Source organism: Candidatus Microthrix subdominans (genome assembly GCA_016719385.1).
Classification (GTDB): domain Bacteria; phylum Actinomycetota; class Acidimicrobiia; order Acidimicrobiales; family Microtrichaceae; genus Microthrix; species Microthrix subdominans.
Window position 1 is genome coordinate 1 of the sequence record JADJZA010000007.1, and the last position, 25,194, is coordinate 25,194.

General features: G+C 67.4%; 19 protein-coding genes, 1 tRNA gene and 4 pseudogenes. 9 read left to right on the plus strand and 15 right to left on the minus strand.

From position 1 onward, the window contains the following. A partial coding sequence (locus IPN02_10205; GenBank protein ID MBK9297184.1) for a glycoside hydrolase family 3 protein occupies positions 1 to 208 on the plus strand: 208 nt, incomplete at its 5' end. A gap of 26 nt (positions 209 to 234) precedes the next feature. On the opposite strand, the gene IPN02_10210 is transcribed toward IPN02_10205, so the two are convergent. Both IPN02_10210 and IPN02_10215 read right to left on the minus strand, forming a co-directional pair. Then, a complete protein-coding gene (locus IPN02_10210) occupies positions 235 to 558 on the minus strand; it encodes a hypothetical protein (GenBank protein ID MBK9297185.1) in 324 nt (107 codons plus the stop codon). A 390-nt stretch (positions 559 to 948) separates the two neighbouring features. After that, complete coding sequence (locus IPN02_10215) at positions 949 to 1,158, minus strand: hypothetical protein (GenBank protein ID MBK9297186.1); 210 nt, start codon at positions 1,156 to 1,158, stop codon at positions 949 to 951. A gap of 1,117 nt (positions 1,159 to 2,275) precedes the next feature. Between IPN02_10215 and IPN02_10220 the strand changes: the two genes are divergently transcribed. Further along, positions 2,276 to 2,431: a hypothetical protein gene (locus tag IPN02_10220; protein MBK9297187.1), complete on the plus strand. Its 156-nt coding sequence runs from the start codon at positions 2,276 to 2,278 to the stop codon at positions 2,429 to 2,431. Positions 2,432 to 3,198: 767 nt separating this feature from the next. Here IPN02_10220 and IPN02_10225 read toward each other — a convergent pair. Continuing rightward, a pseudogene (locus IPN02_10225) lies at positions 3,199 to 4,236 on the minus strand (linear amide C-N hydrolase). A gap of 236 nt (positions 4,237 to 4,472) precedes the next feature. After that, positions 4,473 to 4,549 (minus strand) — tRNA-Arg (locus IPN02_10230). A gap of 352 nt (positions 4,550 to 4,901) precedes the next feature. Between IPN02_10230 and IPN02_10235 the strand changes: the two genes are divergently transcribed. Next, on the plus strand, positions 4,902 to 5,276 hold the full coding sequence (locus IPN02_10235; protein MBK9297188.1) for a hypothetical protein: 375 nt from the start codon (positions 4,902 to 4,904) through the stop codon (positions 5,274 to 5,276). Between the two features lie 64 nt (positions 5,277 to 5,340). Here the strand turns inward: IPN02_10235 and IPN02_10240 are convergent, their stop codons facing one another. Then, positions 5,341 to 5,763 carry a pyridoxamine 5'-phosphate oxidase family protein gene (locus IPN02_10240; protein MBK9297189.1) on the minus strand — a complete coding sequence of 141 codons (423 nt, stop codon included), beginning with the start codon at positions 5,761 to 5,763 and terminating at the stop codon, positions 5,341 to 5,343. Between the two features lie 103 nt (positions 5,764 to 5,866). On the opposite strand from IPN02_10240, the gene IPN02_10245 reads away from it, so the two are divergent. Further along, positions 5,867 to 9,139 carry an alpha-mannosidase gene (locus IPN02_10245; protein MBK9297190.1) on the plus strand — a complete coding sequence of 1,091 codons (3,273 nt, stop codon included), beginning with the start codon at positions 5,867 to 5,869 and terminating at the stop codon, positions 9,137 to 9,139. A 46-nt stretch (positions 9,140 to 9,185) separates the two neighbouring features. Here IPN02_10245 and IPN02_10250 read toward each other — a convergent pair whose 3' ends face one another. The 7 genes and pseudogenes from IPN02_10250 to IPN02_10280 form a co-directional block, all read right to left on the minus strand. Next, on the minus strand, positions 9,186 to 9,881 hold the full coding sequence (locus IPN02_10250; GenBank protein ID MBK9297191.1) for an ABC transporter ATP-binding protein: 696 nt from the start codon (positions 9,879 to 9,881) through the stop codon (positions 9,186 to 9,188). 4 nt (positions 9,882 to 9,885) lie between these two features. Beyond that, entirely contained in the window at positions 9,886 to 10,986 is a 1,101-nt protein-coding gene (locus IPN02_10255) for an ABC transporter permease (protein MBK9297192.1), read from the minus strand. Further along, on the minus strand, positions 10,983 to 12,113 hold the full coding sequence (locus IPN02_10260) for an ABC transporter permease (protein MBK9297193.1): 1,131 nt from the start codon (positions 12,111 to 12,113) through the stop codon (positions 10,983 to 10,985). The genes IPN02_10255 and IPN02_10260 overlap by 4 nt, the downstream gene beginning before the upstream one ends. A gap of 9 nt (positions 12,114 to 12,122) precedes the next feature. After that, positions 12,123 to 13,528: pseudogene (locus tag IPN02_10265) on the minus strand (NAD-dependent epimerase/dehydratase family protein). Positions 13,529 to 13,646: 118 nt separating this feature from the next. After that, complete coding sequence (locus IPN02_10270) at positions 13,647 to 14,807, minus strand: ABC transporter permease (protein ID MBK9297194.1); 1,161 nt, start codon at positions 14,805 to 14,807, stop codon at positions 13,647 to 13,649. A 46-nt stretch (positions 14,808 to 14,853) separates the two neighbouring features. Further along, positions 14,854 to 16,014 (minus strand): ABC transporter permease, encoded by a 1,161-nt coding sequence (locus IPN02_10275; GenBank protein MBK9297195.1) that lies wholly within the window; start codon positions 16,012 to 16,014, stop codon positions 14,854 to 14,856. A 26-nt stretch (positions 16,015 to 16,040) separates the two neighbouring features. Further along, entirely contained in the window at positions 16,041 to 16,982 is a 942-nt protein-coding gene (locus IPN02_10280) for an ABC transporter ATP-binding protein (protein ID MBK9297196.1), read from the minus strand. Between the two features lie 186 nt (positions 16,983 to 17,168). Between IPN02_10280 and IPN02_10285 the strand changes: the two genes are divergently transcribed. From IPN02_10285 to IPN02_10295, 3 genes are all read left to right on the plus strand, one after another. Further along, the gene (locus IPN02_10285) at positions 17,169 to 17,630 is read left to right on the plus strand and encodes a YggT family protein (protein ID MBK9297197.1); all 462 of its coding nucleotides are present in this window, start codon (positions 17,169 to 17,171) and stop codon (positions 17,628 to 17,630) included. Further along, on the plus strand, positions 17,627 to 18,409 hold the full coding sequence (locus IPN02_10290) for a hypothetical protein (protein ID MBK9297198.1): 783 nt from the start codon (positions 17,627 to 17,629) through the stop codon (positions 18,407 to 18,409). Before IPN02_10285 ends, IPN02_10290 begins: the two co-directional genes overlap by 4 nt. A gap of 103 nt (positions 18,410 to 18,512) precedes the next feature. Beyond that, entirely contained in the window at positions 18,513 to 19,073 is a 561-nt protein-coding gene (locus IPN02_10295) for a DUF488 domain-containing protein (protein ID MBK9297199.1), read from the plus strand. 94 nt (positions 19,074 to 19,167) lie between these two features. On the opposite strand, the gene IPN02_10300 is transcribed toward IPN02_10295, so the two are convergent. Together IPN02_10300 and IPN02_10305 are read right to left on the minus strand one after the other, a co-directional pair. After that, positions 19,168 to 19,959 carry a bacteriocin family protein gene (locus IPN02_10300; GenBank protein ID MBK9297200.1) on the minus strand — a complete coding sequence of 264 codons (792 nt, stop codon included), beginning with the start codon at positions 19,957 to 19,959 and terminating at the stop codon, positions 19,168 to 19,170. Further along, on the minus strand, positions 19,956 to 20,360 hold the full coding sequence (locus IPN02_10305; GenBank protein ID MBK9297201.1) for a ferritin: 405 nt from the start codon (positions 20,358 to 20,360) through the stop codon (positions 19,956 to 19,958). Before IPN02_10305 ends, IPN02_10300 begins: the two co-directional genes overlap by 4 nt. A 164-nt stretch (positions 20,361 to 20,524) precedes the next feature. Between IPN02_10305 and IPN02_10310 the strand changes: the two genes are divergently transcribed. Further along, on the plus strand, positions 20,525 to 21,328 hold the full coding sequence (locus IPN02_10310) for an SDR family oxidoreductase (GenBank protein ID MBK9297202.1): 804 nt from the start codon (positions 20,525 to 20,527) through the stop codon (positions 21,326 to 21,328). A gap of 248 nt (positions 21,329 to 21,576) precedes the next feature. Beyond that, positions 21,577 to 22,743, plus strand: a pseudogene (locus IPN02_10315) (DEAD/DEAH box helicase). A 120-nt stretch (positions 22,744 to 22,863) separates the two neighbouring features. Here IPN02_10315 and IPN02_10320 read toward each other — a convergent pair. Beyond that, a pseudogene (locus IPN02_10320) lies at positions 22,864 to 25,085 on the minus strand (YceI family protein). Between the last annotated feature and the right edge of the window lie 109 nt (positions 25,086 to 25,194).

Below are 25,194 nucleotides of genomic sequence, written 5' to 3' on the forward strand. Positions count from 1 at the left end.
CATTGGTGTGGACGAGGCGATCGAGCTGTCGCTCGTGGCCGGCAACGACATGGCGCTGTTCTTCGGCGGGCCCGGCGACCCTTTGAGGGTGCTCGACCGGCTGGAGGGAGCGGTCGCCGACGGCCGACTGTCAGCCGACCGGGTTGACGAGGCGCTGGAACGGGTCATCACGCTGAAGGCCTCGGGGGCCTGCCTCGGCTCGGCTTGAGGAGGATGAGATCGTTCAGCTCTCGGTCAGCCCGCCCGCAGGCCGATGCGGTCGAGCAGCCTGGTGGTCGGTGTTGCTCTCTTTCGGGGTTCTCGGCCGGGAGCAGGCGCTCGCCGTAGAAGATGCTGTCCGCGCCGCATTGCGGTGAACGCAGAGGCCTGGAGCTCGTCGCACATCGAGGTGCGGCCGGCGCTCAGGCGAACTGTCGAGGCGGGCATCATCAACCGGGCGACTGCGACACCCGTGCGCACGAACTCGAACGGGTCGAGCGTCCCGCCGTCCGGCGAGCGGCGCAGCCCGGCGACCCGGACCAGCTCGTTGATCGGCACGGACTCGGGGTGGGGGGCCATGTTGGCGAGGGTGTCTGAGCAGCTCGACGCGATCGGCCCGGGTCTCGCCCATGCCGACGATGCCGCCGCAGCACACCTTGACGCCGGCTTGGCGGACGTGGCCGAGGGTGCGCAGGCGGTCGTCGCAGGTGCGGGTGGTGATGATGTCGGCGTAGCGCTCGCGGCTGGTGTCGAGGTTGTGGTTGTAGGCGTAGAGGCCGGCGTCGGCCAGCGCCTCGGCGTGGTCGTCGCCTCAGCATGCCCAGGGTCATGCAGGTCTCCAGCTCCAGCGCCTTGACGTCCTCGGGATCATGGCGCTCACACGCTCGATGTCGCGGTCCTTGGGCGAGCGCCACGCGGCGCCTCCATGCAGAACCGCTGGGCACCGGCCTTTGCCCTGGTGGGCGGCGGTCAGCATCTTTCGGTGTCCATCAGCGTTTCAAGCTCAGGCCGGTGTTGTACTGGGCGGCCCAGGCAATAGGCGCAGTCCCCGGGCAGTTCCCGGTCTTGATCGACAGCAGCGTGCTTCCAGCTGCATGGCGTCGGGTTCGCGGCGGCGACGGTGGGTGCCTGCGCCCGCCACAGCAGGTCGGTCAGCGGCAGCTCGAACAGGGCGGTCACCTGGTCGGCGGTCCAGTCGGTGCAGGTGGTCCGCGGCGCCGGTCGGTGCGGCGCTCCTCCGACGTGGTCGCGCCGGGGACATCGTCGAGGGGTTCATCAAAGTCGGTCACCGCGAAAGTGTCGCGGTCTTTGCCTCGCCGATCCAACCCTGTGATGACATGGCCCGATGAGCGATTTATCGAAACCAGCGCCCCATCCCGACCGGCCTCACCTTCACATCATCCGAAAGAGGTCTGGGAGGCCCAGAAGGCGAGCGGTTCCTATCAGCCCAGAGGCGTCTGTCGACGAGGGTTTCGTGCATGCGACGAACGACCCGGGAGACCTTTGCTGATCCCGGCTAATGAGCACTATCTGGCCGACGATCGACCCTACGTCTGCCCTCGCCGATCGACCTGAGCCGGGTGACCGGCGAGGTGCGTTTTCGACGCCGACCCGCTGATCTACGCCCGCACATTCCACAGCCGGTGCCGGTCGATTCGATCACCGAGGTAAGAAACGCTGAGCGCGATTCCAGCGGCGCCTTCACCGGCTTTCGGCTCCGCCATGAGACAGCTGACGGCCCGATTCGTGCACTATGCGCATGACTCGAGTCACATCTCGGTTCCAGATGACGTGGCGGAGGTCATGCGAAATGCGAGAGGTTGATGTGCGCATGCCCTCTCTTCAGATTCGACGATGTTCCAGAAGACGACCATCGACGCTTGAAGGCGTGCGCAGGCCATGGAGGGCCGATCGGTGTCCGAGCATGCGCTGATGGTGCCCAGGTGACCGCTGGATCGGCCTACCGTCGATGAGTTCACTGGCTTTGAACGGCGCAACGCACTGGGCCGAACTTGGAAATGGATGCGGCCGCCTGAATTGCGAGCTGCGTGACGCCCGGTGATCGTTCTCGACGCATCGGCCGTTGTGGAGCTGGTCCGGACCGAACGGGGTCACCAGTTGGTGACGCCATTGCAAGGATCGGTCGCTCCATGTGCCCGGAGCTGATGGTCGCCGAGGTCGGGTCCGTGCCCGCCGCCTTGAGGCTCAGGGCACGTCAGCGAAGCGAGTGGGCGCCGATCACTCTGAGACGGTTTGCGGGCAAATGCCTGCCGAACGATACGGACACGATGTCCTGATGGGGCGAGCCTCGAGTTGCGTTCACAATCTCGCCACGTGCAACGACGCCGTCTACGTCGCCCTGGCGGAGTCACTGGCAGCAACGCTCCTCACCTTCGATTTCCCGGGTCTGGCCGGCGCACCTGGTCACCGTGCCGACATCGTGGTGCCGTAGTCGGAGACGGCTACAGCGGCACTTCGCTACGGCGGCGTCAAGCTCAAGGTGAGTTGGTCGCCCCCTTGCGGAGTTCCCTGACCGCTTCACTGGCCTGCGAGGTGGGCGTATGCCGCGAGCGAGGGCTCGCCGGATTTGGCGCTGGATGTTCGGGATCCTCTCGGATCATCCCGAACGGTGGTCAGCCGGCGCAAGTAACGCGTCGATGAGCTGGCGCTCGACTTCGAGTTGAGGTTGGGACGAGCAACAAGCGTCGTGGTAAGCGGGCAATGATTCGTCCCCGTTCATCGGGGACGCGACGCCGCCGAGCCAATCCCGCACGTCGGTCCAGCGCCACAGCGGTGACCGGCCTCGATGCGCCGTGCTGGTTCGGGAAATCCCCGAGCTGTTGGCATCTCGCTTGATCCAATGATTGACGGCTTATGGCTGCGGCCAGTTCGCTCGGCGATGTCGGCCTGGGAGACAAGCTCCCTCACCCTCAACTCGCAGGACCCGAATACCCGCCACCGTCTCGGCCTGAGCGGTAGCCGAAGCAATGGCCCGAGCAGGGTAGGGGCGTCACGGTCGACATCGCCGCGCCGGATGCCCGTCGAATGCTGTGACGGCGGCATCGTCGAGTCCAGCTTCAAGAGCAGGTCGCTGGTTGCCTCATCGATAGGCCGATTGAGAATCAGAACGAAGTTGTGTGTTGTCAGGGCACGTCCTCCGCTTCACCTTGAGAGGATACCCACCCAGTAGACACCGTCAACCGACCCCTTAGCGCTGGCCTACCGGCGGCTTCGTATCGGCAGCATCAAGCAGCTGCTTCTCCATGGCCATGGTGAGAAGCAGTTCCCCTTGTCTTCGAACTTGTCGTTGACGTCGCCGGCGATTGTTGAACGCCATCTGACCTGGAGGATCGCGGGCGGGTTTGGACAGCTTGGGTGAGGACGGGGTGGTCCAAGTGGAGCTGTCGTCGGTGTTGGGTGGTTGAGGCTGGTCGAGTTCTCGACCCACACCACGTTCGGACGCGCGGTCGAGGCGAACACGTACCGCTTGTTCGTCAGGTTTGAGACCGTCGGCCACAGGGGTTGTGAAGCTTCGGGCTGCGGGCTCATCCGCGCGGAACGGCTGGGCAGCGTTGCGGATGACGCTGAACATGCCTGCGACCGCCTGAAGCTCCGTTCCCGGCCGCTCCAGCCTGCTGACGTAGTACGACGCACGTGCGAACCGGTCGCTCGCCAGGGTGGGATCCCGGGATGGGCTGGTCCCCACCCAGCCCGGTAATCATCTTGGCCAGCTCGAGCTGCTTGTCGTAGGTCGTCGAGTTCGTCATGACGACGTAGTCCCGGCTGTGGAACACCTTCGGCTTGCCCTCGCGGTACTCGATGATGCACGAGTCGCCGGTGGCGTCGCCGAGGGCGAGGTGGATCGCCGGAGGCTTGCCGCCGGTGGGGTCGATCATCTGGACGACCTGGACGTCGGTGGACTGCACCCATGCGGCGACTTCGTCGACGGTGGCGAAATTGTCGGTGCTGCCCAGACTGCTGGCTGGTGCGTGCGGTCTGGAGTGCCGTAATCGGACTCCGCCAACCACACGTGCCCCGCAAGGCCAGCTTCGTTGAGACCGTGGACGGAGATCATGTCGAACGCGCCCGCCACGACGCTTCCGTACTTCGACGTCCACGTCAGCGCACCGTTTACACCGTCTCTCTCGAGATGCCGCGGCTGTGTCCACAGGTTCGTCATCAGGTCTTCGTGGAAGTCCATGTTGGGGCCAACGATGACCGCCCGTTGGCGTCGGGCCACACCACTCGCGTGCACATGTTCGTTGCTCTTTTCTTTAGGTTGTGACCGGTTGGCCGGTGCTGAATTCCACCTGGGCAAGGTTGTGTTTCGAGAGCTGAGCAACGGTCGTCAGCCCTCCCACTCCCGAGTTCGAACCCCGATTGGAGATTTGGCGTTGACCACTTGTGTCCGTTCCGGCTGGTCCGCTGACAGTCGCGAGATCGAGGACTTCGGCGCTGGAGTGGGCGCCCTTGCTTCCCGGGCGATGGTCGCTTGGTGTCCCCGACAGGAATCGAACCTGTGGCCTACCGCTTAGGAGGCGGTCGCTCTATCCGACTGAGCTAACGGGGCGAGGATGGGGCCGGTTGGGAACGTGGGGAGTAGACCCCGCACGTGCTTGCCGGTCCGGCTGAACGCTCAATCCTACGGTGCGCGGTTCAGGCGGTTGGTAGCCCGTCCCATGGCCGGCCCTTCGATTGGCTCTCCGTAGTCGGACAGGAGAATGATGCACGCGTCGGAATACGCATAACGGATCGGGAGTTTATGAAAACTTCACCAGTTGGTCTGACCGTGCCTCGACTGGCGGCGGTGGTCCTTGCCGCCGTGATGGCACTCTCCGGTTGCGGCGGTGACAACGAGAGCGCCGACGAAACCGTGGCCCCGGCGTCCGAGACCCCGGAACAGTCCGAGGCGCTCGACACCGATGTGCCCGACCTCCTGCAGCCTCTTCACACCCGAGGATTTCCAGGCGCTCACGGGCGAGAAGGCGGGGGAACCCGAGGTCGACGAGGCGATGGGCGCTCTCCGCGGCACCTGCACCACCAGCGCCGAAACTGGGCTTCCACTGGTGCTGATCGCCGCCTACAACGAGCCCGACCGGCACTCCACGCTGGACATGGTCGACGCCGAACCGGTCGATGACCTCGCGACGGAGGCGTACTGGAACGACACCCTCGGCCTCGTCATCCCGCAGGAGGGCAAGGACTGGTACCTGCAGGTGGCGGTTAAGGGCGAGGACGACGACCGGGCAGCCTCGGTACAGGTCGCCGAGATCGCCCTCGACCGGCTCAATGGGTGACGCTGGCGTCACATCGACCTGAGCGCTCCGGCCATCGTTCCTCGACGACCTGAGCGGCCTAGCGCTACTCCGGTTCGAGGACGTGGAAGCGCCGGCCGGAGATCTCGTCGGCAGTGATGGCGACGTAGCGGTGCTTCCCCCCGGTCTCCCACGGGAACAGGGGCAGATCCTCGGCGTGGATCAGATCGTCGACCGTGTGGTACTCGCGGGCTTGGCCTTTCACGACGACGCTCCAGGCAACGCCGCTCTCGGCGTCGACGTGGTCCACCTCGTAGGCGACACCGGTGCCCAGCACCGCTGCGGCCAACTTGGTGCCTGGGTCGGTGCGAAACACGATCTTGCGCTTCTCGATCACATGGTTGACCGGGAAGATGTCGGGATGCTTGCCGATCGCCACAGCAAGGCGGCCGGTCCGCTCCCTGGCGAGCAGCTCCCAGCACTTCTCCTCGCTCAGCTCTTCGGTTCCTTCGGCCACGTTGCCAGTCATCTGGGCGGTCCCCTCGCTCGTTGCTTGATCGGCTCCCCCTTTGGTCTACCAGCAACGACGGCGCCGCGGCGCCGCAGGTGTCGGTCGGGCCAAGATGGGAGCCATGCACGTCGAGCCCGGCATCGCCGAACGCCGTATCCGCAACCTGTTGGACCAGCGCATCCGTCCTGCCATCTACGGTCCGGGCTCGCCGCTGAGCGTCACCGCTCACCACGTCGAGGGCGAACCCATCGGTGTGGCGGAGGCAGAGCGGGCCGACTATCTCCCTTTTGCGGTGGGCGACCCGTGGGGGCCGCCGTGGGGCACCTCGTGGTTTCGGTTCTCTGGCACGGTGCCCAAACACCTGGCCGGCCGCCGGGTGGAGGCGATCATCGACCTCGGGTTCATCCGTGGTCAGGTCGGCTTCAACGCCGAAGGGTTGATCTGGCGAGCTGGGGCCCCGCTTCACGGGCTGCATCCGGAGCGTCAGTGGAGCTTGATCAGCCAGGAGGCCCGGGGCGGAGAGCGGGTCGACCTGCTGGTGGAGGCGGCCGCCAACCCGTTCGTCAACCTCAACGTGGTGACCGACCTGGGCGACCTGGCGACCGCCCCGACCTCGCCCCAGTACCGGCTGGCCCGTGCCGAGGTGGCTCCCCTCAACACCGAGGTGTGGCACCTGGTGTTGGAGATCGACTTTCTGCTTCGCCTCGGCTGGCAGCTGGACGCCGGCGCCGGCTCGCGGAAGCTGCGGATGCTCCACTCCTTGGGGCGGGCGGCAGATGCCCTCGACCTGGCCGACATCCCCGGGTCGGCGGCGGATGCACGGGCCGAACTGGCTGAGTTTCTCAGCCTCCCGGCGTCGGCATCGGAGCACCGGGTGACCGCCATCGGCCACGCCCACATCGACACCGCCTGGCTGTGGCCGCTGCGCGAGACCCGCCGCAAGTGCGCCCGGTCGTTCTCCAACTCACTCGACCTGATCGCCAACAACCCGGACTACCGCTTCGGCTGCTCGCAGGCGGTTCAGTACCAGTGGATGATCGACGAGTATCCGTCGGTGGCCGACGGCATCTCCGATGCGGTCGAGGCCGGACGGTGGGTGCCCCTCGGCGGCATGTGGGTGGAGGCCGACGGCAACCTGCCCAGCGGCGAGGCGATGGCCCGCCAGTTTCTGCACGGCCAGCGGTTCTTCCGCGAGCACTACGGCGTCACCTGTCGCGAGGCGTGGATCCCCGACGTGTTCGGGTACCCGGCGTCGCTGCCGCAGATCTTCGCCCTCGGTGGGGCCGACACCTTCGTCACCCAGAAGATCTCCTGGAACCGCACCAACACGTTCCCCCATCACACGTTCCTGTGGGAGGGGCTGGACGGCACCACGATGCCCACCCACTTCCCGCCCGCCGACACCTACAACTCCGAGATCGACCCGGGCGAACTGGTGCCCGCCGCACGCCGGTTTGCCGAGCGTTCGGTGGCCAACCGGTCGCTGCTGCCCTTCGGCCACGGCGACGGCGGTGGCGGGCCCACCCGGGAGATGATGGCCCGCATCAACCTGGCGTCCGACCTGGAGTCGGTGCCGCGGGTGCAGGTGGGCTCGCCCGAGGAGTTCTTCGTCGACGCACTCGCCGAGCTACCCGATCCGCCCCGCTGGGTGGGCGAGCTGTACCTGGAGATGCACCGGGCCACCTACACCGCCCAGGCCAAGACCAAGGCGGGCAACCGTCGAAGTGAGGCGTTGCTGCGCGAGGTGGAGTGGTGGGCGATCGCCGCCGCCGGTGGGCGCCCCGACGCCACCTACCCGTACGAGGAGCTGACCGCACTGTGGCGGGAGGTGCTGACCCTCCAGTTTCACGACATTCTGCCCGGCAGTTCGATCGCCTGGGTCCATCACGAGGCCGAGGAGAGCTACCAGCGGATCATCGGAAGATGCGAGGAGATGATCGCCGGCTCGTTGGCCAGGATCGCCGGGAATGGTGCGGCCACCATGGCGCAGGCCGACAGCCGGCGGGTCGACGGTGGTACGAGTGCGGACTCGGTGGGCGTGCTGCTGGCCAACCCCGCCCCACATGTTCGGTCCGGAGTGCAGGTGGTCGACTGGCCCGACGACGTGACCGTCCCAGCCCTGGCGCAGGGCCTGGCCGACGGGCGGGTTGCCGTCGAGGCGGACCTCCCGGCCGGTGGCTGGGCGTTGGCCCCGGCCGCAAGCGATGTCGAAGTGGCTGCACCTGCGACGGGTCCCGGCAGCGGCGCAACAGGCGCTGACGGTTCCTCGGGCGACCCGGTAGCTGTTTCCTTGACCGCCGCAGCGGACGGCGGCGGGGTGATGACCAACGGTCTGCTCACGCTGAGCTGGGACGGCGACGGTCTGGTCACCTCGTTGCTCGACCACCGGGTGCCCGGCGACCGGGAGGCGCTGTTGGCGGGGGGGCGGGGCAACGTGTTGGAGCTGTCCGACGACGTGCCGCTGGACTACGATGCCTGGGATCTGGAGGCGTACTACGCCAACTCGACCGTTGCCCTCACGGACGCCGACCGGGTGGAGGTGACCGACAGCGGGCCGCTGGTCGCCTCGCTGACGGTGACCCGTCGCCACGGCGACTCGACGTTCACCCAGACCCTCTCGATGACGGCGGGCTCAGCCCGCATCGATATCGCTTACGACATCGGCTGGGCCGAGACCCAGAAGGTGTTGAAGGTGGCCTGGCCCGTCGACGTGCACACCCACGACGTGGCCTCCGAGATCCAGTTTGGGCACGTCGTGCGGCCGGTTCACCAGAACACCAGCTGGGACGCGGCCCGCTTCGAGTTCTGCGCCCACCGCTGGATCGACGCCTCCGAGCGCGGCTACGGCGTGGCGCTGCTCAACGACGCCAAGTACGGTCACGACGCGCTGGGCGGCACGCTGCGCCAGACGCTGCTGACCGCCTCGACCTACCCGGACCCGGCCGCTGACAAGGGGCGTCACCGGTTTACCCTGGCGGTGCTGCCCCACCTGGGCGACCTGGTCGACGGCGAGGTGGTCGCCGAGGGCTGGCGCCTCAACAACCCGGTGCGGGCAATCCCGGTTGGGATCGGTACGGATGGCCTCGGCGGCGACGGACCGCTGGTGCCGGTGACCTGTGAGATCCCGGGCGTGACGATCGAGGCGGCGAAGGCCGCCGAGGATGGCTCCGGCGACCTGATCGTCCGTCTGGCCGAGGTGCACGGCGCCCGCTCGGCCGCCACGCTGACCCTGGGCGCCTCGGCCGCATCGGTGCTGGTGTGTGACCTGTTGGAGGACGAGATGGCCGCCGACGACCCTCGCCGAACGGGCACCTCGGCCCACCTGGTCGACGACACCACCGTCGAGGTGGCGTTGCACCCGTTCAAGGTGCTGACCCTGCGCCTGCCGGGATGACTGCGGCCGTTTCGGCGGCACAGCCGCACCCGCACCCGGGCGGGGGTCAGTAGGTCGACCCGGCCTCTGCCGTTTCCAAGGCGCCATCGACGATGCGGACGGTGCGGTCGCCGTAGCCGAGCACCCGCTCGTCGTGGGTGACGATGATGGCTGCCACCCCGCGTCCCTTGATCTCCCGTTCGAGCAGGTCCATCACCTGCTTGCCCAGCTCCGAGTCGAGCGACGACGTCGGCTCGTCCACCAGCACCAGCGAAGGGTCGTTCATCAACGCCCGGCCAATGGCCACACGCTGCTGCTGACCGCCCGAGAGCTGACCGGGCATGCTGTCGCCCCGTTTGCCCAGGCCGAGCTCGTCCAGCAGCTCGGCGGCGCGGTCCTTGGCGTCGCCGTCGATGCGGGACCCGCCAAACTGGCGGACGACCAGCAGGTTCTCTCTGGCGGTCAGGAACGGCACCAGGTTGACCGACTGGAAGACGAAGCCCACCTGATCCCGCCGGAAGTTGGCCAGTTCCTTGTCGTTCAGGTCGGTGATCTCGGTGCCGCCCACCCGCACGCTGCCCGACGTTGGGCGAAGCAATGCGCCGGCGACAGTAAGCAGCGTGGTCTTGCCCGATCCCGATGGGCCGACGAGCAGCATCATCTCGTCGTCCTCGACGGTCAGGCTGACGTCGTCGAGTGCAACAACCTGGGCCTCGTCGGTCCCGTAGACCTTGCGGGCCTTGTCCAGTTCCAGTGCGGGCATAGCGCTATCCAATCGCTTCAGCAGGATCGATACGGAGGACTCGGCGCAGCGTGAAGAGGCTTCCGAGCAGTGCGCTCAACAACACGCCTACGCCCGTTTGGAGCATGCGGTTGGGGACCAACCTCACGGGCAGCGTGGCGGGGAGCAGGTTGACGAAGACGACGCTCAACGCAAAGCCCAGCGTTACCGCGATGACGCTGACGCACACCGCTTGCAGCGAGATGCCGGCGAGCAGATCGCGCGTGCGGGCGCCGAGTGCCTTGAGCACGGCGTAGAGGCCGACCCGCTCAAGCGTGATCAAGGTGAAGAACAGCGCAACCACCATCAGCGTGACCACGAAGGTGACGCCGATGATGCCCTCGAACGTCGACGACTGCTGCTGGACGACGGGCAGCGCCAAGACCACCTCGTCCGGCGTGGCCACGTCGAGGCCCTCCTGGTCGCCGAGGTGGGCGGCCAGCTTGGTGAGCCGAGTCTGATCCAACCCTGCATCACTGGGCTGGACGACCAACGCCTGGTTAACCCCCGCCGGCAGCAGCGAGGCAGGGTTGGCCGCTCCGACCACCTCTCGCCAGCGTTTGGAGGACAACCACACCGTCGGGGACCCCTGGGAGAGGTCGTCGACGATCCTTGCCACCTTGACCGGCTCCGACGTGGCGCCGAGTAGCAGCGTGTCGCCGACCCCAACGTCGTTGCGGTTTGCCAGGGCGCTGTCGATCACCGCTGCGCCGTCCGCGGGCGGGGCCGGCAGCACATCGGTCGCCAGGTCGTAGCCGAACAACACGATGTCGACGATCCGGCCGTCGGGATCTTCGGCGGTAGAGGCGATCTGGTTGAGCGCACCCACCTTGGTCACGCCGTCGGCCTTCGCCAGCGCGTCGGCCTGCTTTGTGTCGACGCGGGACCGCTGAATCAGCAGGTCGCTCTGCTGAGAAAAGACGAGCAACCGCCCCTCGTGGGCGCGGTACGGGCCGGTCTGGTTGAGCTCCAGCCCGTCGAGAAAGCCGCCCAGCACGACCAGCAGCACCACGAGCATGGTGAGCGCGCCGCCGACCGGAAGGAATCGCCCGGGCCGACGCATCAGCTCCCTGATGAAGATCCTCATGTCCGGATCCCCCGGTTGGTGGTCGCGTTGATCGGGTCGATGGCGAGCACCCGTCGCACCGCTCCGACCGAGGCCACCAGCCCGAGCACCAGGATCACGCCGACGGTGAGCGCAGCGGTCGACAGCTGGAGGCCCGCCCCGAACACGTCGCGGGTGAGGGCCAACAGCCCGGCGGTGACCGCGGAGCCGATCAACGCACCGAGCCCGACCACCACCAACACCTGGATGAGCACCGACGCAATCACGTCGCGGCTGCTGGCGCCGACTGCCCGCAGAAGGACGAGGGCATCCTCCTTCTGAACGGTGAGGATGAGGAAGAACACGCCGGTGACGAGCGCGACGACGATGTACAGCAGCAGATACAGGATGGAAAACGACTGCGTGATCTGGCCGACGCCCGGCAGCGCAGCGACCGCCTCGCTTCGATCCAACGCCTCGATCCCGTCGATCGATTTGGTCAACGACCGGGCAACCTTGGCCGGGTCGGCACCCTTCGCCACCTTGACCCCGATGAGGGAGGGCGCCACGTCGACCGGCCTGCTGGCCCGTGCCTGCGACGCCGCGACGTAGTCCTCGTAGGGCACGTACAGGGTGGGCAGCACGTTGAAGGCCGCATCGTCTGCGGTGCCGACCACCTTGAAGCTGACGCCTTCCACCTTGACCCGCTGGTCGATCTCGACCGGGCTGTCGAAGGACGAGCCGCTGAACAGTGCCTCGCCCTGCGCCGACGGAAGCCGTCCATCGGCGATGTTGGCCGGCACCGACGGGCCGGAGGGATCGCCGCCGACCAGTTGCACGTCGATCTCGGCATCGGCCGAGGAGGAGCCCTCGACCGTTCCCGTAAACACGCTCAGGCCGATCGGCGAGGTGGCCGCCACGTCCGGCGCCGCTGCCACCTCGGCTTCGACCTTGGGCGACAGGATGCTCGTCGCCGGGTTGCTCCGCGCCTGAACGTCGTAGACGAACACATCGGCCGACGACGACTCCAGGCCACCGGTCAATCCGCTCGTCAGAGTTCCGGCCACGGCCTGGAAGAACAGCAACAGCAGCACGAGCAGGGCCACGGCCATCGTCAAGAGCGAGAACCTGCCGAAAGATCGACGGATCTCCTTGAACGCTACGAACATGGGGTCGGATCACTCACGGGGTCTCGCATCGCTCCAGGGTGTCGTAAGGCCGACGTCGGATTTGGCTTCATATGGGTCTACACGACGCCAGGGCGGCTCGAAGACACAGTTGAAGAAACCAGACCTCCAGCGGGGGCGCTCACCGATGATCGAGGTCCGCTCCATGATGCGTACGTCGGGAAGTAGTCCGACGACGCGTCGTGCCGCACGGCCCGGTCGTGGCTGACGAAGAGTCGGTTGAACTGCACCAGCTTGCGCCCGGTGTTGGGGTGGGTGCGCACCACCGGGTGCTTGACGGCCGGGTACTGCTCGCGCATCTCGTCGTCGTCGGGGTCGGCGGTCAGGTCGAGGCCGGACAGCTCGGCGTCGATCGTGACGCCGACCGGCGTGGCATCGAACACGCGGCGTCCAGCCGAGCAGTTCACGTGCCTTGGTGGTGTCGACGATCGACGGTTGCGCAACCGCCTCCACCCAGTCGGTGATCGGCGGGAGCAGCGAGCTTCCCGGGAGCGCCGTCAGCCCCCGAGCCACGGTTCTGGCCACGACACCGGGGATCGGCACCGGGGTGAGGCCGAGCTCGCGGACGAAGTCGGCACCGGTCACCACGCCGTCGCCGGCGATGTTGTAGGCCCCGGGTTGGCGGCGCCCACGATGCATCGCACCAGCGCGGTGCCCACGTCGGTTTCGTGGATCAGCTGCATCGGGATGGTCGGGACGGGGATTGGCAGGGGCACGCTGGCGCGGTCGAGCGCAGCGGTGCCCACGCGGCCGAGGGCGGCGACCAGGCCGGGCAACTCCTTGGCCCCCAGCGTGTGAGGCCCAACGACGATCGGCGGACGCAGCAGGTAGAGGGCCAGCTCGGGGTGTGCGGCCGCCTCCTCGCCGATCAGGTGCTCCAGCTCCGCCTTCTCCTGGGCGTAGAACAGCCGGTCGGCCGGGCGCACCGGCCAGTCCTCGGTCATCGGCGTGGGGTTGTCGTGGTGGAACCCGTACGCCGCCACCGACGAGGCGTAGACGAACCGCCTGGCGCCGGCGGCGGCCGCCGCTCGAAAAGCGTTGAGGGTGCCATCGACGTTGATGGCGCGGATCGCCTCCCGGGAGGCGGATCCGGTGATCATGAAGGCCAGGTGGACCACCACGTCGGCCCCGCCGAAGGCCTCCTCCAGCGCGCTCGCGTCCCGCACATCGCCCCGCCGGTAGGCCATCTTCGTCCAGTGGTGCGCCGCCGGATCGAAGGGCCGGCGTGCCACGCCGACAACCGCCTCGATGCGGTCGTCCGCCTCGAGCAACGGCATCAACCCAAAGCCGAACGTGCCGGTCGGCCCGGTGACCGCCACGGTCAGCCCGGGCTGGGTCGATTCTGATGTCCGGGCGCCGTTGGCCTTCGACCCGCTACCCGGTGGGCGACTGGCCATGTGGGCACCCTACCGAGCTGGCGGCGGGGGCGATCGGCGAAACCGACGTGTTCAGTGAGCTGTCACTACTCCAGAAGGAAGCGAAGGGCTCGGTCGAGTGCTCCCACTGAGGACGTATCTAGAGCGCCCTCGACAGCGATCGACGTAACAGCCACGCCCCCAGCGGCAAGAGCACAGCGGTCATGGCGAGCAGCACGCCGAGCTGGGGCAGCACATCGCTGATGGTGCCGCCGCGCCGCTGGATCTCGGAGTAGGCCTCGTAGGCCCAGTGGTGAGGGGTCAGCGCCGAGACCTTCATCAGACCATCGGAGAACAACTCGAGCGGAAGCATCGACCCGCCGAGCGCAGCGACGACCAGCCCCAACCCGATCCCAACACCGTTGGCGGCGTTGGCGTTGTCCATCAACGAGCCCAGCACCATCGCCGCCGATGCGCTGACCGCAGCGAACGCCGCGACCACGCAGGTGGTGGCGAACGGATCGCCCCAGTCGACACCGAAGAGGACGGCGGTGCCGATGACCATGTAGATGCCCTGCCCGAACGCGATGCCGAATCGGCCCAGGGTTTCGCCCCCGATGACCTGCACCGAACTGACCGGGGCCGACAACTGGCGACGGGTGACGCCCAACTCGCGGGACTGGATCAGCATCCCCGAGCCGGTCAACGCGGTAAGAAAGATGAACAGCGACAACTGCTGGGCGGCACCCAGGTCGAACTGCCCAAGGCCGGAGAACTCCTCACCCAGGTCGCCGTCGACCAGGTCGACGCTCAACGTCGGTCCTGCGTCCTCGGCCGCCGTCAGGGCCCGCTCGACCTCTTCCGGCTCGACCTGCTGGGCTTGAAGGGCGTCGCTCGCAGCCCGGCGCAACGAGAGCGAATCGAGCACCGACCTGACCGTGGCCGTCGTTGCCTGGCCACCGGCCTGGCTGCCGGGGATGATCGTGATCTCCACGGGTTGTTGCGCCGACCAGCGGGTCTCATCGTCGGGGTCGACGATCACGGCGGCGTCGGAGCGCCCGCGGGCGACAACCTCCTTAGCCCGAGCTGCGTCGTCGCTGCGCTCCACCGCAATTCGCTGGTCGTCCAGCGCCGAGGCGAGGCGGTCGGACAGCGGCCCGGAGCCGGTCAAGATCAGGCGTCCCGCAGCTCCGGAGTCGCCGAACTGCAGGCCGATCGCAACGACGAGGAGCATCGGGAGGACGAGCACGAAGAAGTAGTTGGAACGATCCCGGAAGTACCGCTTCAGCGCGATGCCGGCGATGGCGACGACCGGCCTCATGTCAGCATCCGGTGCAGGTGGCGATCGCGCTGACGGGAACGAGCGCTCATGTGAGCGCCGTGTCATCGCCGAGGGCCATCGAGATCGCCAGCGCACCCACCCCAAAGGCGGCGAACACCGCCAGCGGCCCACCGAGGTCGGCGACCTGTCCGCCACCGCTGGTGATGCCCAGGCCCCGGATGAACGCGGCTGTCGGCGTCAGGTCGGAGATTCGGCCCAGCAGGCCAGATCCGGTGATCGGGAAGAACGACCCGCCGAGCACGCCCATCAGGATGCCGATCATCGCATTGGCCCCTTGTGCCTGCTCAGAGGTTCGCGCCACCCGGGTGATCACCAGCACCAGGCTGGTGACGGCGACGACCGCAGCGACGATGACCACGCCCACCGGGATGATGTCGCCAAAGCGCACACCGAAGAACAGCGAACCGGCGCCGAGCAGTACCGACGTGGCGACCACCCCGAGGATGAGGCTGACCAGCACCTTGGACAGGATGATCGAGCGGGGTGGAAGCGGCATCGAAACCAGCCGCACCAGCGTGCCCTGCTCGCGTTCGGCGATGTAGGCGATCACACCGAACCCGACCGTGAAGAACATGAACAGTGCCGCCTGGCCAGCGACCAGATAGCCCTCCATCGTGAGTTGTTCGTCGGACGCGGCGCCTTCCTTGGCGGTCAACACCGCTGGGGCCTGTGCGACAGCCTGAGCCACCTCGGGCAGCTGGGAGGTGGAAAGCCCCACCGCCGAGCCGGCGCTCGCCGCCTGGGCGCTGGCGGCCACCCGCTTGAGGTAGCTCGACACGATCGAGTCGACCACGCTGGCCTCCAGGCCGCCTTGGCCGAGCTGCAGGACCTTCACCTCCGGCGATCCGCCGGTACCCACAGCTTCGACGAACCCGGTCGGAAACACCACCCCGGCGGTGATCGACCCCGATTCCACTTTGGCTGACAGCCCGTCGGCCTTGGCCGGCGGCACCAAGGTTGCGGCGATGTCGAGGTCGTCGATGCTCGACAGCACACCCACCAGGCCCTCGGCGATCTGATCGCCGGGTTCGGCTGCCACGATCACCGTGATCTTTCCCAGCGACTCGGAGGATCCCAGCCCAGAGAACAACAGGTTGAACACGAACATCAAGATGATGGGCACCGCAAGGCCAAAGATGAGCACCGACCGGTCGCGCACCCGCTGTCGCAGGTCGCTGAGCGCCATCGTCCATACAGCCGATGCGTCCAAGGTCAGTTTCGCAGTGCTCGGCCGGTGAGGTTCAAGAACACCGATTCGAGGTCGGGGCGAGCCACCTCGACGTCGGTGATCGACATCCCCGACGCGCTGGCGATTCCGACGATCTCCGCCAGCGCGGCCGGGGCATCGAGGACGATGAGGTCGATGCTTCGACGGTCGTTGGCGACCGAGCGCACCGGATCAAGTGATGCGAGCGCGTTGGTCACCCCGTCGAGGTCGCCGGTGCCCTCGAGGTGCACCCGATCTGTCTCGCCGGTCAGCGCCAGCAGCTCATCGCGTGTTCCCTCGGCCATCATGGCGCCATGGTCCAGGATGCCGATGCGGTCGCACAGCCGTTCGGCCTCCTCCATGTAGTGGGTGGTGTACAGCACGGACATACCCTCGCCGGCGAGCGCCTCCACCGCTTCGAGGATGGAGTTGCGCGACTGCGGGTCGACCCCGACCGTGGGCTCGTCGAGGATCAGGAGCTTTGGCTGGTGCAGCAGCCCGATGCCGATGTTGAGCCGCCGCTTCATGCCACCCGAGTACTCCTTGGTGAGGTCACCGGCCCGATCGGCCAGGCCGATCACCTCGAGCACCTCGTCGGTGCGTCGCTTCAGCTCGGCTCCCCTCAGCTTCTCCAGCCGCCCGAAGAAGTTGAGGTTCTCCCGGCCGGTCAGGTCGGGGTAGATGGCCAGCTCCTGGGGCACCAGCCCGGTCATCGCCTTGACAGCCACCTGTTTGGGGCCGACGCGCTGGCCCCCGAGGCGAATCTCGCCGCCATCGCACGACAGCAGTCCGGCGACCACGGAGATAGCAGTGGTCTTGCCGGCGCCGTTGGGGCCGAGCAGGCCGTAGGTCTCGCCCTCCTCGATGCGAAACGAGACGTCGTCGACCGCAACCAGGTCGCCAAATCGACGTACCAAGCCATCGACGCTGAGTACCGGTTCGGGCATGCGAGCAGCCTTTCTCGCGTGTGAACGCCACATGTTGTCAGACGGAACGCCGGTCGGGGCGCGAGAAGCCGGTTGCCCACCGCTAGGGTCATCGAGGTGAACGACAATCCAGGGCCGGGGACGGGGCGGAGCACGGGGCAAAATGGGAGGGACCACGACGCTCTGGTTCGGGCTCCCATTATCGTGGTGCGGGTACTGGGCTACCTCACCTACGCCTACCTGATCGTCGTCGAAGTGATACTCGGGCTTGCTTTCATCCTGCGCCTGCTCGGGGCCAACCCGACGAGTGACTTCGTGACCTGGATCTACCGGAGCGCCGACCGGGCGATGAACCCTTTCCGCGGCATCTTCGAACCGATTCAGCTCGGAACCAGCAGGCAGGCGGTCCCGGCGGTCTTCGACACCTCGTTCTTGTTTGCAATGCTGATCTACGGGATCGTCGCCATCGTCATCCATATGGGGCTGACCTGGCTCGGCGGTCAGATGCATCGCCTCGACGCCAACCGAGTGCGACAGGAACGCCTGGACGCCTACAGCGACGCTGCGGAGAGCTACCGCAGTGAGCGGCCCGACGTCATGTCCCAACGGCCCGACGTCATGTCCCAGCCCGCCGATGACCCCAACCCGACCACCCCCTACCAACGGTGAGCGGCCTGTCCAGCGGTGCAGTGCGCACCGCCACCATTGTGGTCCTGGCGGTCGTCGGCGCACTGGCGCTGACGTCGTGTGGCGAAGATGGTCCCGTCGACAGTGCTCTTCAGTCGGCGTCGAGCCTGGCGGCCGATGTCAGCATTCCCGATGTGAGTGCACCCGACGTCTCGCTGCCCGACGTGACCGTGCCGGCCGTGACGACCCCGAACAATCCGCAGACCACGTCGGCTCCGCTCAACGACGCCCCTGCAGCTGACCCCGACCAGAGCGATGACGGGCTCGGCGCGCTGGCCATTGCGCTGTTGGTACTCCTCGCCCTCGGAATCGTCGGCACCGTCGTTGCGCTGATGCGCAGTGGCAGAGACTCGTCCGATGACGAGGCGCAGAAGACCAGCCGGCTCTACGCCAACCTGAACCGACTGATCGATGACGGCAACTGGGCGATGCGCCAAGCAGCCGAGGCCGTGCAGGCCACCGACCTCGACCGGGTGGCAGCCGTCTGGCCCACAGCCCGTGCCCACTTCATCGACATTGAGCACAGCGCGGCCGACCTCCACCCGGATTCGCCGGCAATCACCGAAGCCGTCCAGCGGGCCGGGCTTGCCTTCGCCGAATTGCGCGGCGCCCTCGATGCCTACACCGACGCGATTCGGCGAGGGTCGCTGGGGCAGCTCGACGCGCTCGGCCCGCTGCAAACGCGGGTGACCGAGCGACAGAATCACCTGGCCGTTCAGCTGCAAGCGCTGGTCAGCACCAGCAGCGCCACCCCTGACTAGTGAGATCGACGCGCCACTGCGACGGGCCAGCGTCTCGGTGGTGGAGTTGCCGACGGTGTGTTTGTGACGGGGGTCCGCCGGGGACCTGGGGAGAGTGACCGACATTCGACCAGCCGATGCCACGCCCACCCAATCACCCGAGGTTGTGTACACGATCGGCCACGGCACGCTGAGCGCCGATGAGCTGGTGACGTTGCTGTCCGACCAGGGCGTCGATCGGCTGGTCGACATCCGGTCCTTTCCCGGTAGCCGACACAACCCGCAGTTTGGCCGCGAGGAGATGGAGCGTTGGGTGCCCGAGGCCGGGATCGACTACCGCTGGTTGCGGGGCCTGGGCGGTCGGCGCAAGCCGACGGACGACTCGCCTCACGTGGCGCTACGACACCAGGCTTTTCGCTCCTACGCCGACTACATGGAGGGTGACGATTTCGCTGCAGCTCTGACGGAACTGCTCGCACTGGCAGCGGAACGGCCGACGGCGATCATGTGCAGCGAGTCGGTGTGGTGGAAGTGCCACCGTCGGCTGGTGTCCGACCATTTGGTCCTGGTGGAGGGGGTTCCGGTGCGCCACATCATGCACACCGGCAAGCTGATCGACCATCCTCCCCTCGCCGAGGCCAGGATCGAGGGTTCAGAGCTCGTCTACGACCAACAGGTCGAGTGAACCATCGATGTGGGGCGCCGGATGCCGGATGCCGGATGCTGGATTGCTCCGATGGCCTGAGCCGCCGCACGGTCGGAGGCTCAGGGCCTCACGGTTAGTCAGGGTGGCGAAGGACGACGGCAGCGTCGTCACCGTCGAGGCGGAAGCCGATCGTCTCGGTGAGAAACAGCTCCACGCTGTCGCCATCGTGATGGCGGTAGCCCAGAGCGAGGTCCTCGGAGGCCTCCAGGTGGTGGTCGCCTCCCTGCATCGAGATGACCAGCGCGCCGTTGACCGTCGGCGCCCACACCAGTGGACCGCCAGTGATCTTCCGCAGGTGGTCGAGCACGAAGCCACCCTGATCGGTCGTCTCCATGACACCCCGATAGCAGCGTGGGCCGAGGGCCAGGCCGTAGGGGCCGCCGACGCCAGCGTCCCGCAGGATCGCCACCGCATTGGCGACGACGCTGGGGTACTGGGTGTAGTCCGGCGAAATGTCGAGCGCCTCGTGCGGCGTGGCGGTGGCGATGCCGACGGTGGACACGCCGTCGATGCCCTGGAACACCAGACCGTCCTCGGCCGCAGCGATGTGTCGGGCGGCCTCCCGCAACGGATCGAAGTCGACGTCGACGGCGCCCCGTTCGAGGGCCTCGATCTCTGCTCGGGCCATCGTGAAGCGGCTGTTGAGCTCGAACATCGGCATGGTGACCACGCGGGCCACGCTGGCGTCGTCGCCGCCAACCCGCTCGATGCGGCCGGTCGGCAGGCAGGTGGCCCCGGTGGGGCCATAAAAATCCATCAGACGTCGGGCGGCCAGGAAGATTTTCAGGTTCTCGGAGGCCTCCTCGTCCAGCGCCGCCCAGGCGGCGGCGGAGATGGGGGCAAGCTCTCGGTGCAGGCGGTTCACAGTGAATCGGTTCCTTTCAGTCCACCGATACCGAGGCCCGACAGACCTGCGGGGCTCGATGGGGCGTCGGGTGTGGTGTCGGCGGCGTCGCCGCCATCGCTGGCCTCCTCGACCGCCAGCAGCGGCCGGTCGGTGAAGAGGTACGTTCGCAACTGCTCGTCGAAGCCAGCGTCGCGGCGGCGCAGCCACTCCAGGTTCATCGCAGCGTGCTCCTTTTCCTCGTCGCGATTGTGGGCGAGAAGCTCGGCGAGCGACTCGTCGTTGGTGGCCTCCACCCGCTGGTCATACCAATCGACCGCTTCGAGTTCCTCCATCAGCGAGACGATCGCCCGATGCCGATCGACCGTGGCCTCCGACAGCTTGTCGGGGTCTTCGTGAAGCTCAGCACTCGATCCAGCCACGTGTACACCTTTCGGGTTCGTCGTGTCGGCGGTCAGCGCCGCCTTCTCACGTTCTACCCGCTCCGCCGACGACGTACGCATCGACTCGGAGAAATCCACGTGTCCGGGCTCTAACCTGCCTCGATGGATCAGAACGCTCTGACGCCGGAGACTCCCCGATGCCGGTGAACGGTCCGACGAGCCACATCGTGGCGGCGAGCGTCGGGACTGCGGCCTTGACCGGTCGTCGGGTGATCATCACCGGTGCCTCATCGGGGATTGGGGAGGCGATCGCTCGTTCGCTCAGTGCCTCGGGCGCCGCCGTCGGGCTACTGGCCCGGCGGGTGGAGCCGCTCGCGCGGCTGGCGGGGGAGCTCGGCGGGCCGTACCGCAGCGCCGACGTGGCCGACCTCGGTGCGGCGGCCGTCGCAGTCGAGGAGCTGGCTGATGAGCTCGGGGGCGTGGACGGCCTGATCAACAATGCCGGGCGCATGGACCTGGGATCGCCCAGTGCCACCGATCCGGAGGTATGGCGAGCGGCCTACGAGGTGAACGTGCTCGGCCTGTTGGCCACTACCCATGCCGCCGTTCCGCACCTGCGCCGCAGCGCCCATCCCAACATCGTCAACATCTCGTCGATGTCGGGGCGCAGGGTCGCCAGCGTTGACGGCGGGGTGTACGCCTCCACCAAGTTTGCCGTCCATGCGCTGGGCGACGCGCTGCGCATGGAACTCCAAGGCGACGGGATCGCCGTGACCACCGTGTCGCCGGGTTTCGTGCGCACCGGCCTGGCCGACGGCCTCGATGATGAGCACCGCCGTAGCTGGCAGGCCCGCGCCGCCGAACGCGGGCTTGACCCCGAAGTGATCAGTGATGTCGCCGCCCACCTGTTGTCGCTGCCCGCCGGCGTGTGCCCGGTCGAGTACGCTGACCGCCACCGCCCAGGTGCCGGGCAACTAGCGCCGCACGTTCGCCCTCAGGCGAGGTAGAGATCGAACGCGTCGCTGATCCGGGGTCGGCCCTGTGGGGGGGGGGGGTGCGTGGGGGGGGGGGGGGGGGGGGGGGGGGGCGCCTCCTGTCGACGTGCCCAGCAAGGTGTCATCGGGCTCACCGGGACGGACAGGGTTCCGATGCGCGTTAGGTTGGGAAACTTCGCTCGTGCCCATCTCGGGGTTTGGGCACAACAGGAAAGTCCCCCGCAATGAACACCCCCACTTCCTCGTTCCGCGCGCTTGGCGTGCCCGACGAGCTCGCCGCCGTGCTCGAGCGCGCCGGCATCTCCACTCCCTTTGATATTCAGGTCGCTGCAATTCCCGATGCGCTCGCCGGACGTGACGTCCTCGCCCGTGCCCCAACCGGCTCCGGCAAAACGCTTGCCTTCGGCCTTCCGCTGGTGGCCCAGGTCGGCCGTGGCACCAGCCGTCGCCCCCGTGCCTTGATCCTTTCGCCCACCCGCGAGCTGGCCGAGCAGATTCGCCGCGAGCTCGAGCCCTTGGCCACTGCCACCGGGCGCAATGTGCTCGCCGTGTACGGCGGCGTCGGTATGAACCCGCAGCGCTCGGCGCTTCAGCGGGGCGTCGACATCCTCGTCGCATGCCCCGGCCGCCTGACCGACCTGATCGAACAGGGCTGCGTCAGCCTGGGCGACGTCGACCAGGTGGTGATCGACGAGGCCGACCGCATGGCCGACATGGGCTTTCTGCCCACCGTGCGCAAGCTGCTCGACATGACCGCCAAGCGCCGCCAGACCCAGCTGTACTCGGCGACGCTCGACAACGACGTCAAGGTGCTCATCGACCGCTACCAGCACAAGCCGGTGCGCCATCAGGTCGGCGAGACCGAGCCCGACCTGTCCAACGTCAGCCACCGCTTCATCGAGGCTGATCGGCCTCAGAAGCTGGCCCTGTCGGCCGACCTGATCGAAGACGCCGGCCCCACCGTCGTGTTCTGTCGCACCCGCCACGGCGCCGACCGGGTGGCCAAGCAGCTCAAGCGGGTGGGCATCAAGGCCGCCCCGATCCATGGTGGCCGCTCGCAGGGACAGCGCACCCGTGCGCTCGAGGCCTTCGCCGACGGCAAGGTGACCGCTCTGGTCGCCACCGACGTCGCCGCCCGCGGTATCCATGTCGACGGCGTCCAGTGCGTGTTGCACTTCGACCTGCCGCCCGACCCCAAGGACTACGTGCACCGCTCGGGCCGCACCGCCCGCGCCGGGGCCGACGGCCAGGTGGTGTCCCTCGTGCAGCCCGATCAGCGCAAGGACCTCCGGAAGCTGCAGCGCGACGTTGGGCTCCCCCAGGCCGAGTGCGAGCCGGCCTTCGTGCCGACCGTGCGCGCCCAGGTGCCGGTGCACGAACCGAAGCAGTCCAACAACCAGCGTCGCAACCCGCGCAGCGGTGGCGGTGGTGGCGGCGGTCGCTCCGGTCCGGGCGGGCGTTCCGCCGGCGCCGGGCGAAGCGGTCGGGCACGTTCGGGCGGCGGCAGCCGCTCCGGCCAGCGCTAGACCACACGAGCGGCCTCCCGATCAGCCCCCGGCGGGGGCTGACGGGTCGGCCTCGAGGGTGCCGGGTTCGATCAGCCCGGGCTCGATCTCGGGGTCGTCCTCGGCACCGACGCGGCTCGTCGTACTCGTCGACCCCTCGCGGGTGGTCAGGGCCGAGTAACACATCTCATCCTCGGTGCCCTCCGCCCAGCTGATCCAGCGGGGCTCGGCCTGGGGGTTGATCAGGCTTCGGTCCCAGGAGCACTCGACCCTGATGAGGTCGCCGGGCTTGATCACGGTCGCCTTCGCGGGCGTGTAGTTGAGCTGCCAGTTGAAGTCCCAGCGGTCGATGTCGAGCAGGATCTGCTCGGTCGGCGTGTCGGGGTTGAGTGTCATGCGGAAGGTTCGCCCCAGCTCGTGCATGTGCCCGAATATCGACACGATCGTGCCCTCGCCAACCGCCCAGTGGTCGCACCACGAGACTGACACGCCGTCCTCGTCGACGTTGGCGCTCATCTCCGGGGTGGTGGAGCACAGTGCGTTCAACCCGTCGGCGATCGCCGGACCCGAGTCGCCGTACCGCTCGGCCAGATCGACCATCATGGCGTCCCGGTCGCAAAGCGGGCCTTTTTCGTCGGCCATGCAGGGGATCTCGGCGGGGGCCAGGTACTGGGTGACGTCAATGTTGTCGTAGTCCTCGGCTGGACCATCGCCGAACTCGAGGGCGAGCTGGGAATGATCGGGTGGTGCCGCGTGGACGAAGTGGTAGTGCACCTGGATCACGAAGAAGTCACCGGCGTTCAGGGCCATGCCCGACCCGTCCGGGAACCGCTCGCCGCTTTGCCCCGGCGCCCAGGCGCTCACCAGGTCGGTGCCGCCGCCCCGGCCGGTCGGGCTGGGTATCGACCCTTCGGCGCCGACGCCTCCGAAGCATCCGTATCCGGTGCCGGGGTCCGCCGCGTCTCGGGCATTGATGGTGTCTCGCTGGTCGGCCGTCATACGAAAGATCAGCGCATGGTGGACGAACTCGTTCGTGTCGGGGATGAACTCGTATCCGGTCAGCGCTGCGTCCTCCTTCAACCCGGGGTCCATCACCAGGCAGCGATAGTCGTTGATCTGCTCGGTCGAGCCTTGATAGGGGGCATCGGCCCGGAGGGTGACGTCGGGGTCGATCCTGTTGGCGGGCTCACTGGTGGCCTTGATGGGGGTGGTTGTGGGGGTGTCGAGTGGGGCGCCGGCGTTGGCCCAGTCTTCGATGGTGGTGATTTGTTTGTTGGTGAGGCGGGGGTCGTGTTTGAGGGGGATGCCGGCGTCGGTGGCGAGGAAGGGGGCATGTAGCGGGATTTGGTGATGAGGGCGAGGCCGTCGGCGATGCGGGTGGCGTCGGAGGCGTCGGTGAGTTCCCAGAAGGGGGCGCCTGCTTCGCCGGTTTGGTGGCAGGAGGCGCAACTGTTTTCGAGGATGGGTTGGACGGCGTTGGTGAATGAGGGGCTGGTGCCGGTGGGTTTGGTGTTGGTGGTGGCTGCTGAGGCGACGCGGTTGGTGTCGGTGAAGTCGGCTGTGTCGATGGCGGTCAGGTTGAAGTCGAGCCGGGCGTTGTCGTCGGCTTAGGCGAAGCCGACCATGTTGATGGGGCCGATGCCGTAGTTGGTGAGGGAGATGGTGGTGGTGGCGTTGAGGTGGAGTTCGTTGCCGGTGAGGGTGCCGGTGGCTTTCAGGGTGGCGGGTTTGGTGGTTTCTTTGACGGTGAGGTCGCCGGTGATCGTGAACTTGTAGGGGGTGTCTTCGGAGATTTTGGTGGGGAGTCCGTCGAGTGTGGTGGGGGAGAAGGTGGCGGTTTGGTAGTCGTTGGATTGGAGGTAGTCGTGGCGGAGGCGTTCGTCGCGGAGTTGTTGGTCGGAGGTGAGTTGTTGGACGTTGATGACGATGTCGCCGATGCGGGAGTCGGCTGGTTTGGTGGTGTTGAGGGCGATGTCGCCGGCGATGCCTCGGGTGGTGCCGGTGGCGGTGTGGGTGGTGCCGGCGAGTTTTCGGTGACGTTGTAGGTGATGGTGGAGCGGGAGGCGTCGAGTCGGTAGATGGTTTCGTTGTTGGTGGCGGTGAGGGGTGGGGGCGTCGGGGACGCCGAAGTAGACGACTGTTGGTTCGAGGCCGAACATTGAGTTCCAGACGATCCCGCCGACCACGGCGGATACGACGATGAGCATGCCCATGCCGGCCAACACCGGATGACGACCAACCACACCCTTCACCTTGTGAACCATCAGGGTGCGCTCACTTCGTTCGACGGAAAACGTCCACAGCCGGGCCGACCCGACGAGCGCCCAAGGCTACCGATCGGTTCCCGCTGATCGGGAGCAGGAGCACGCTGGA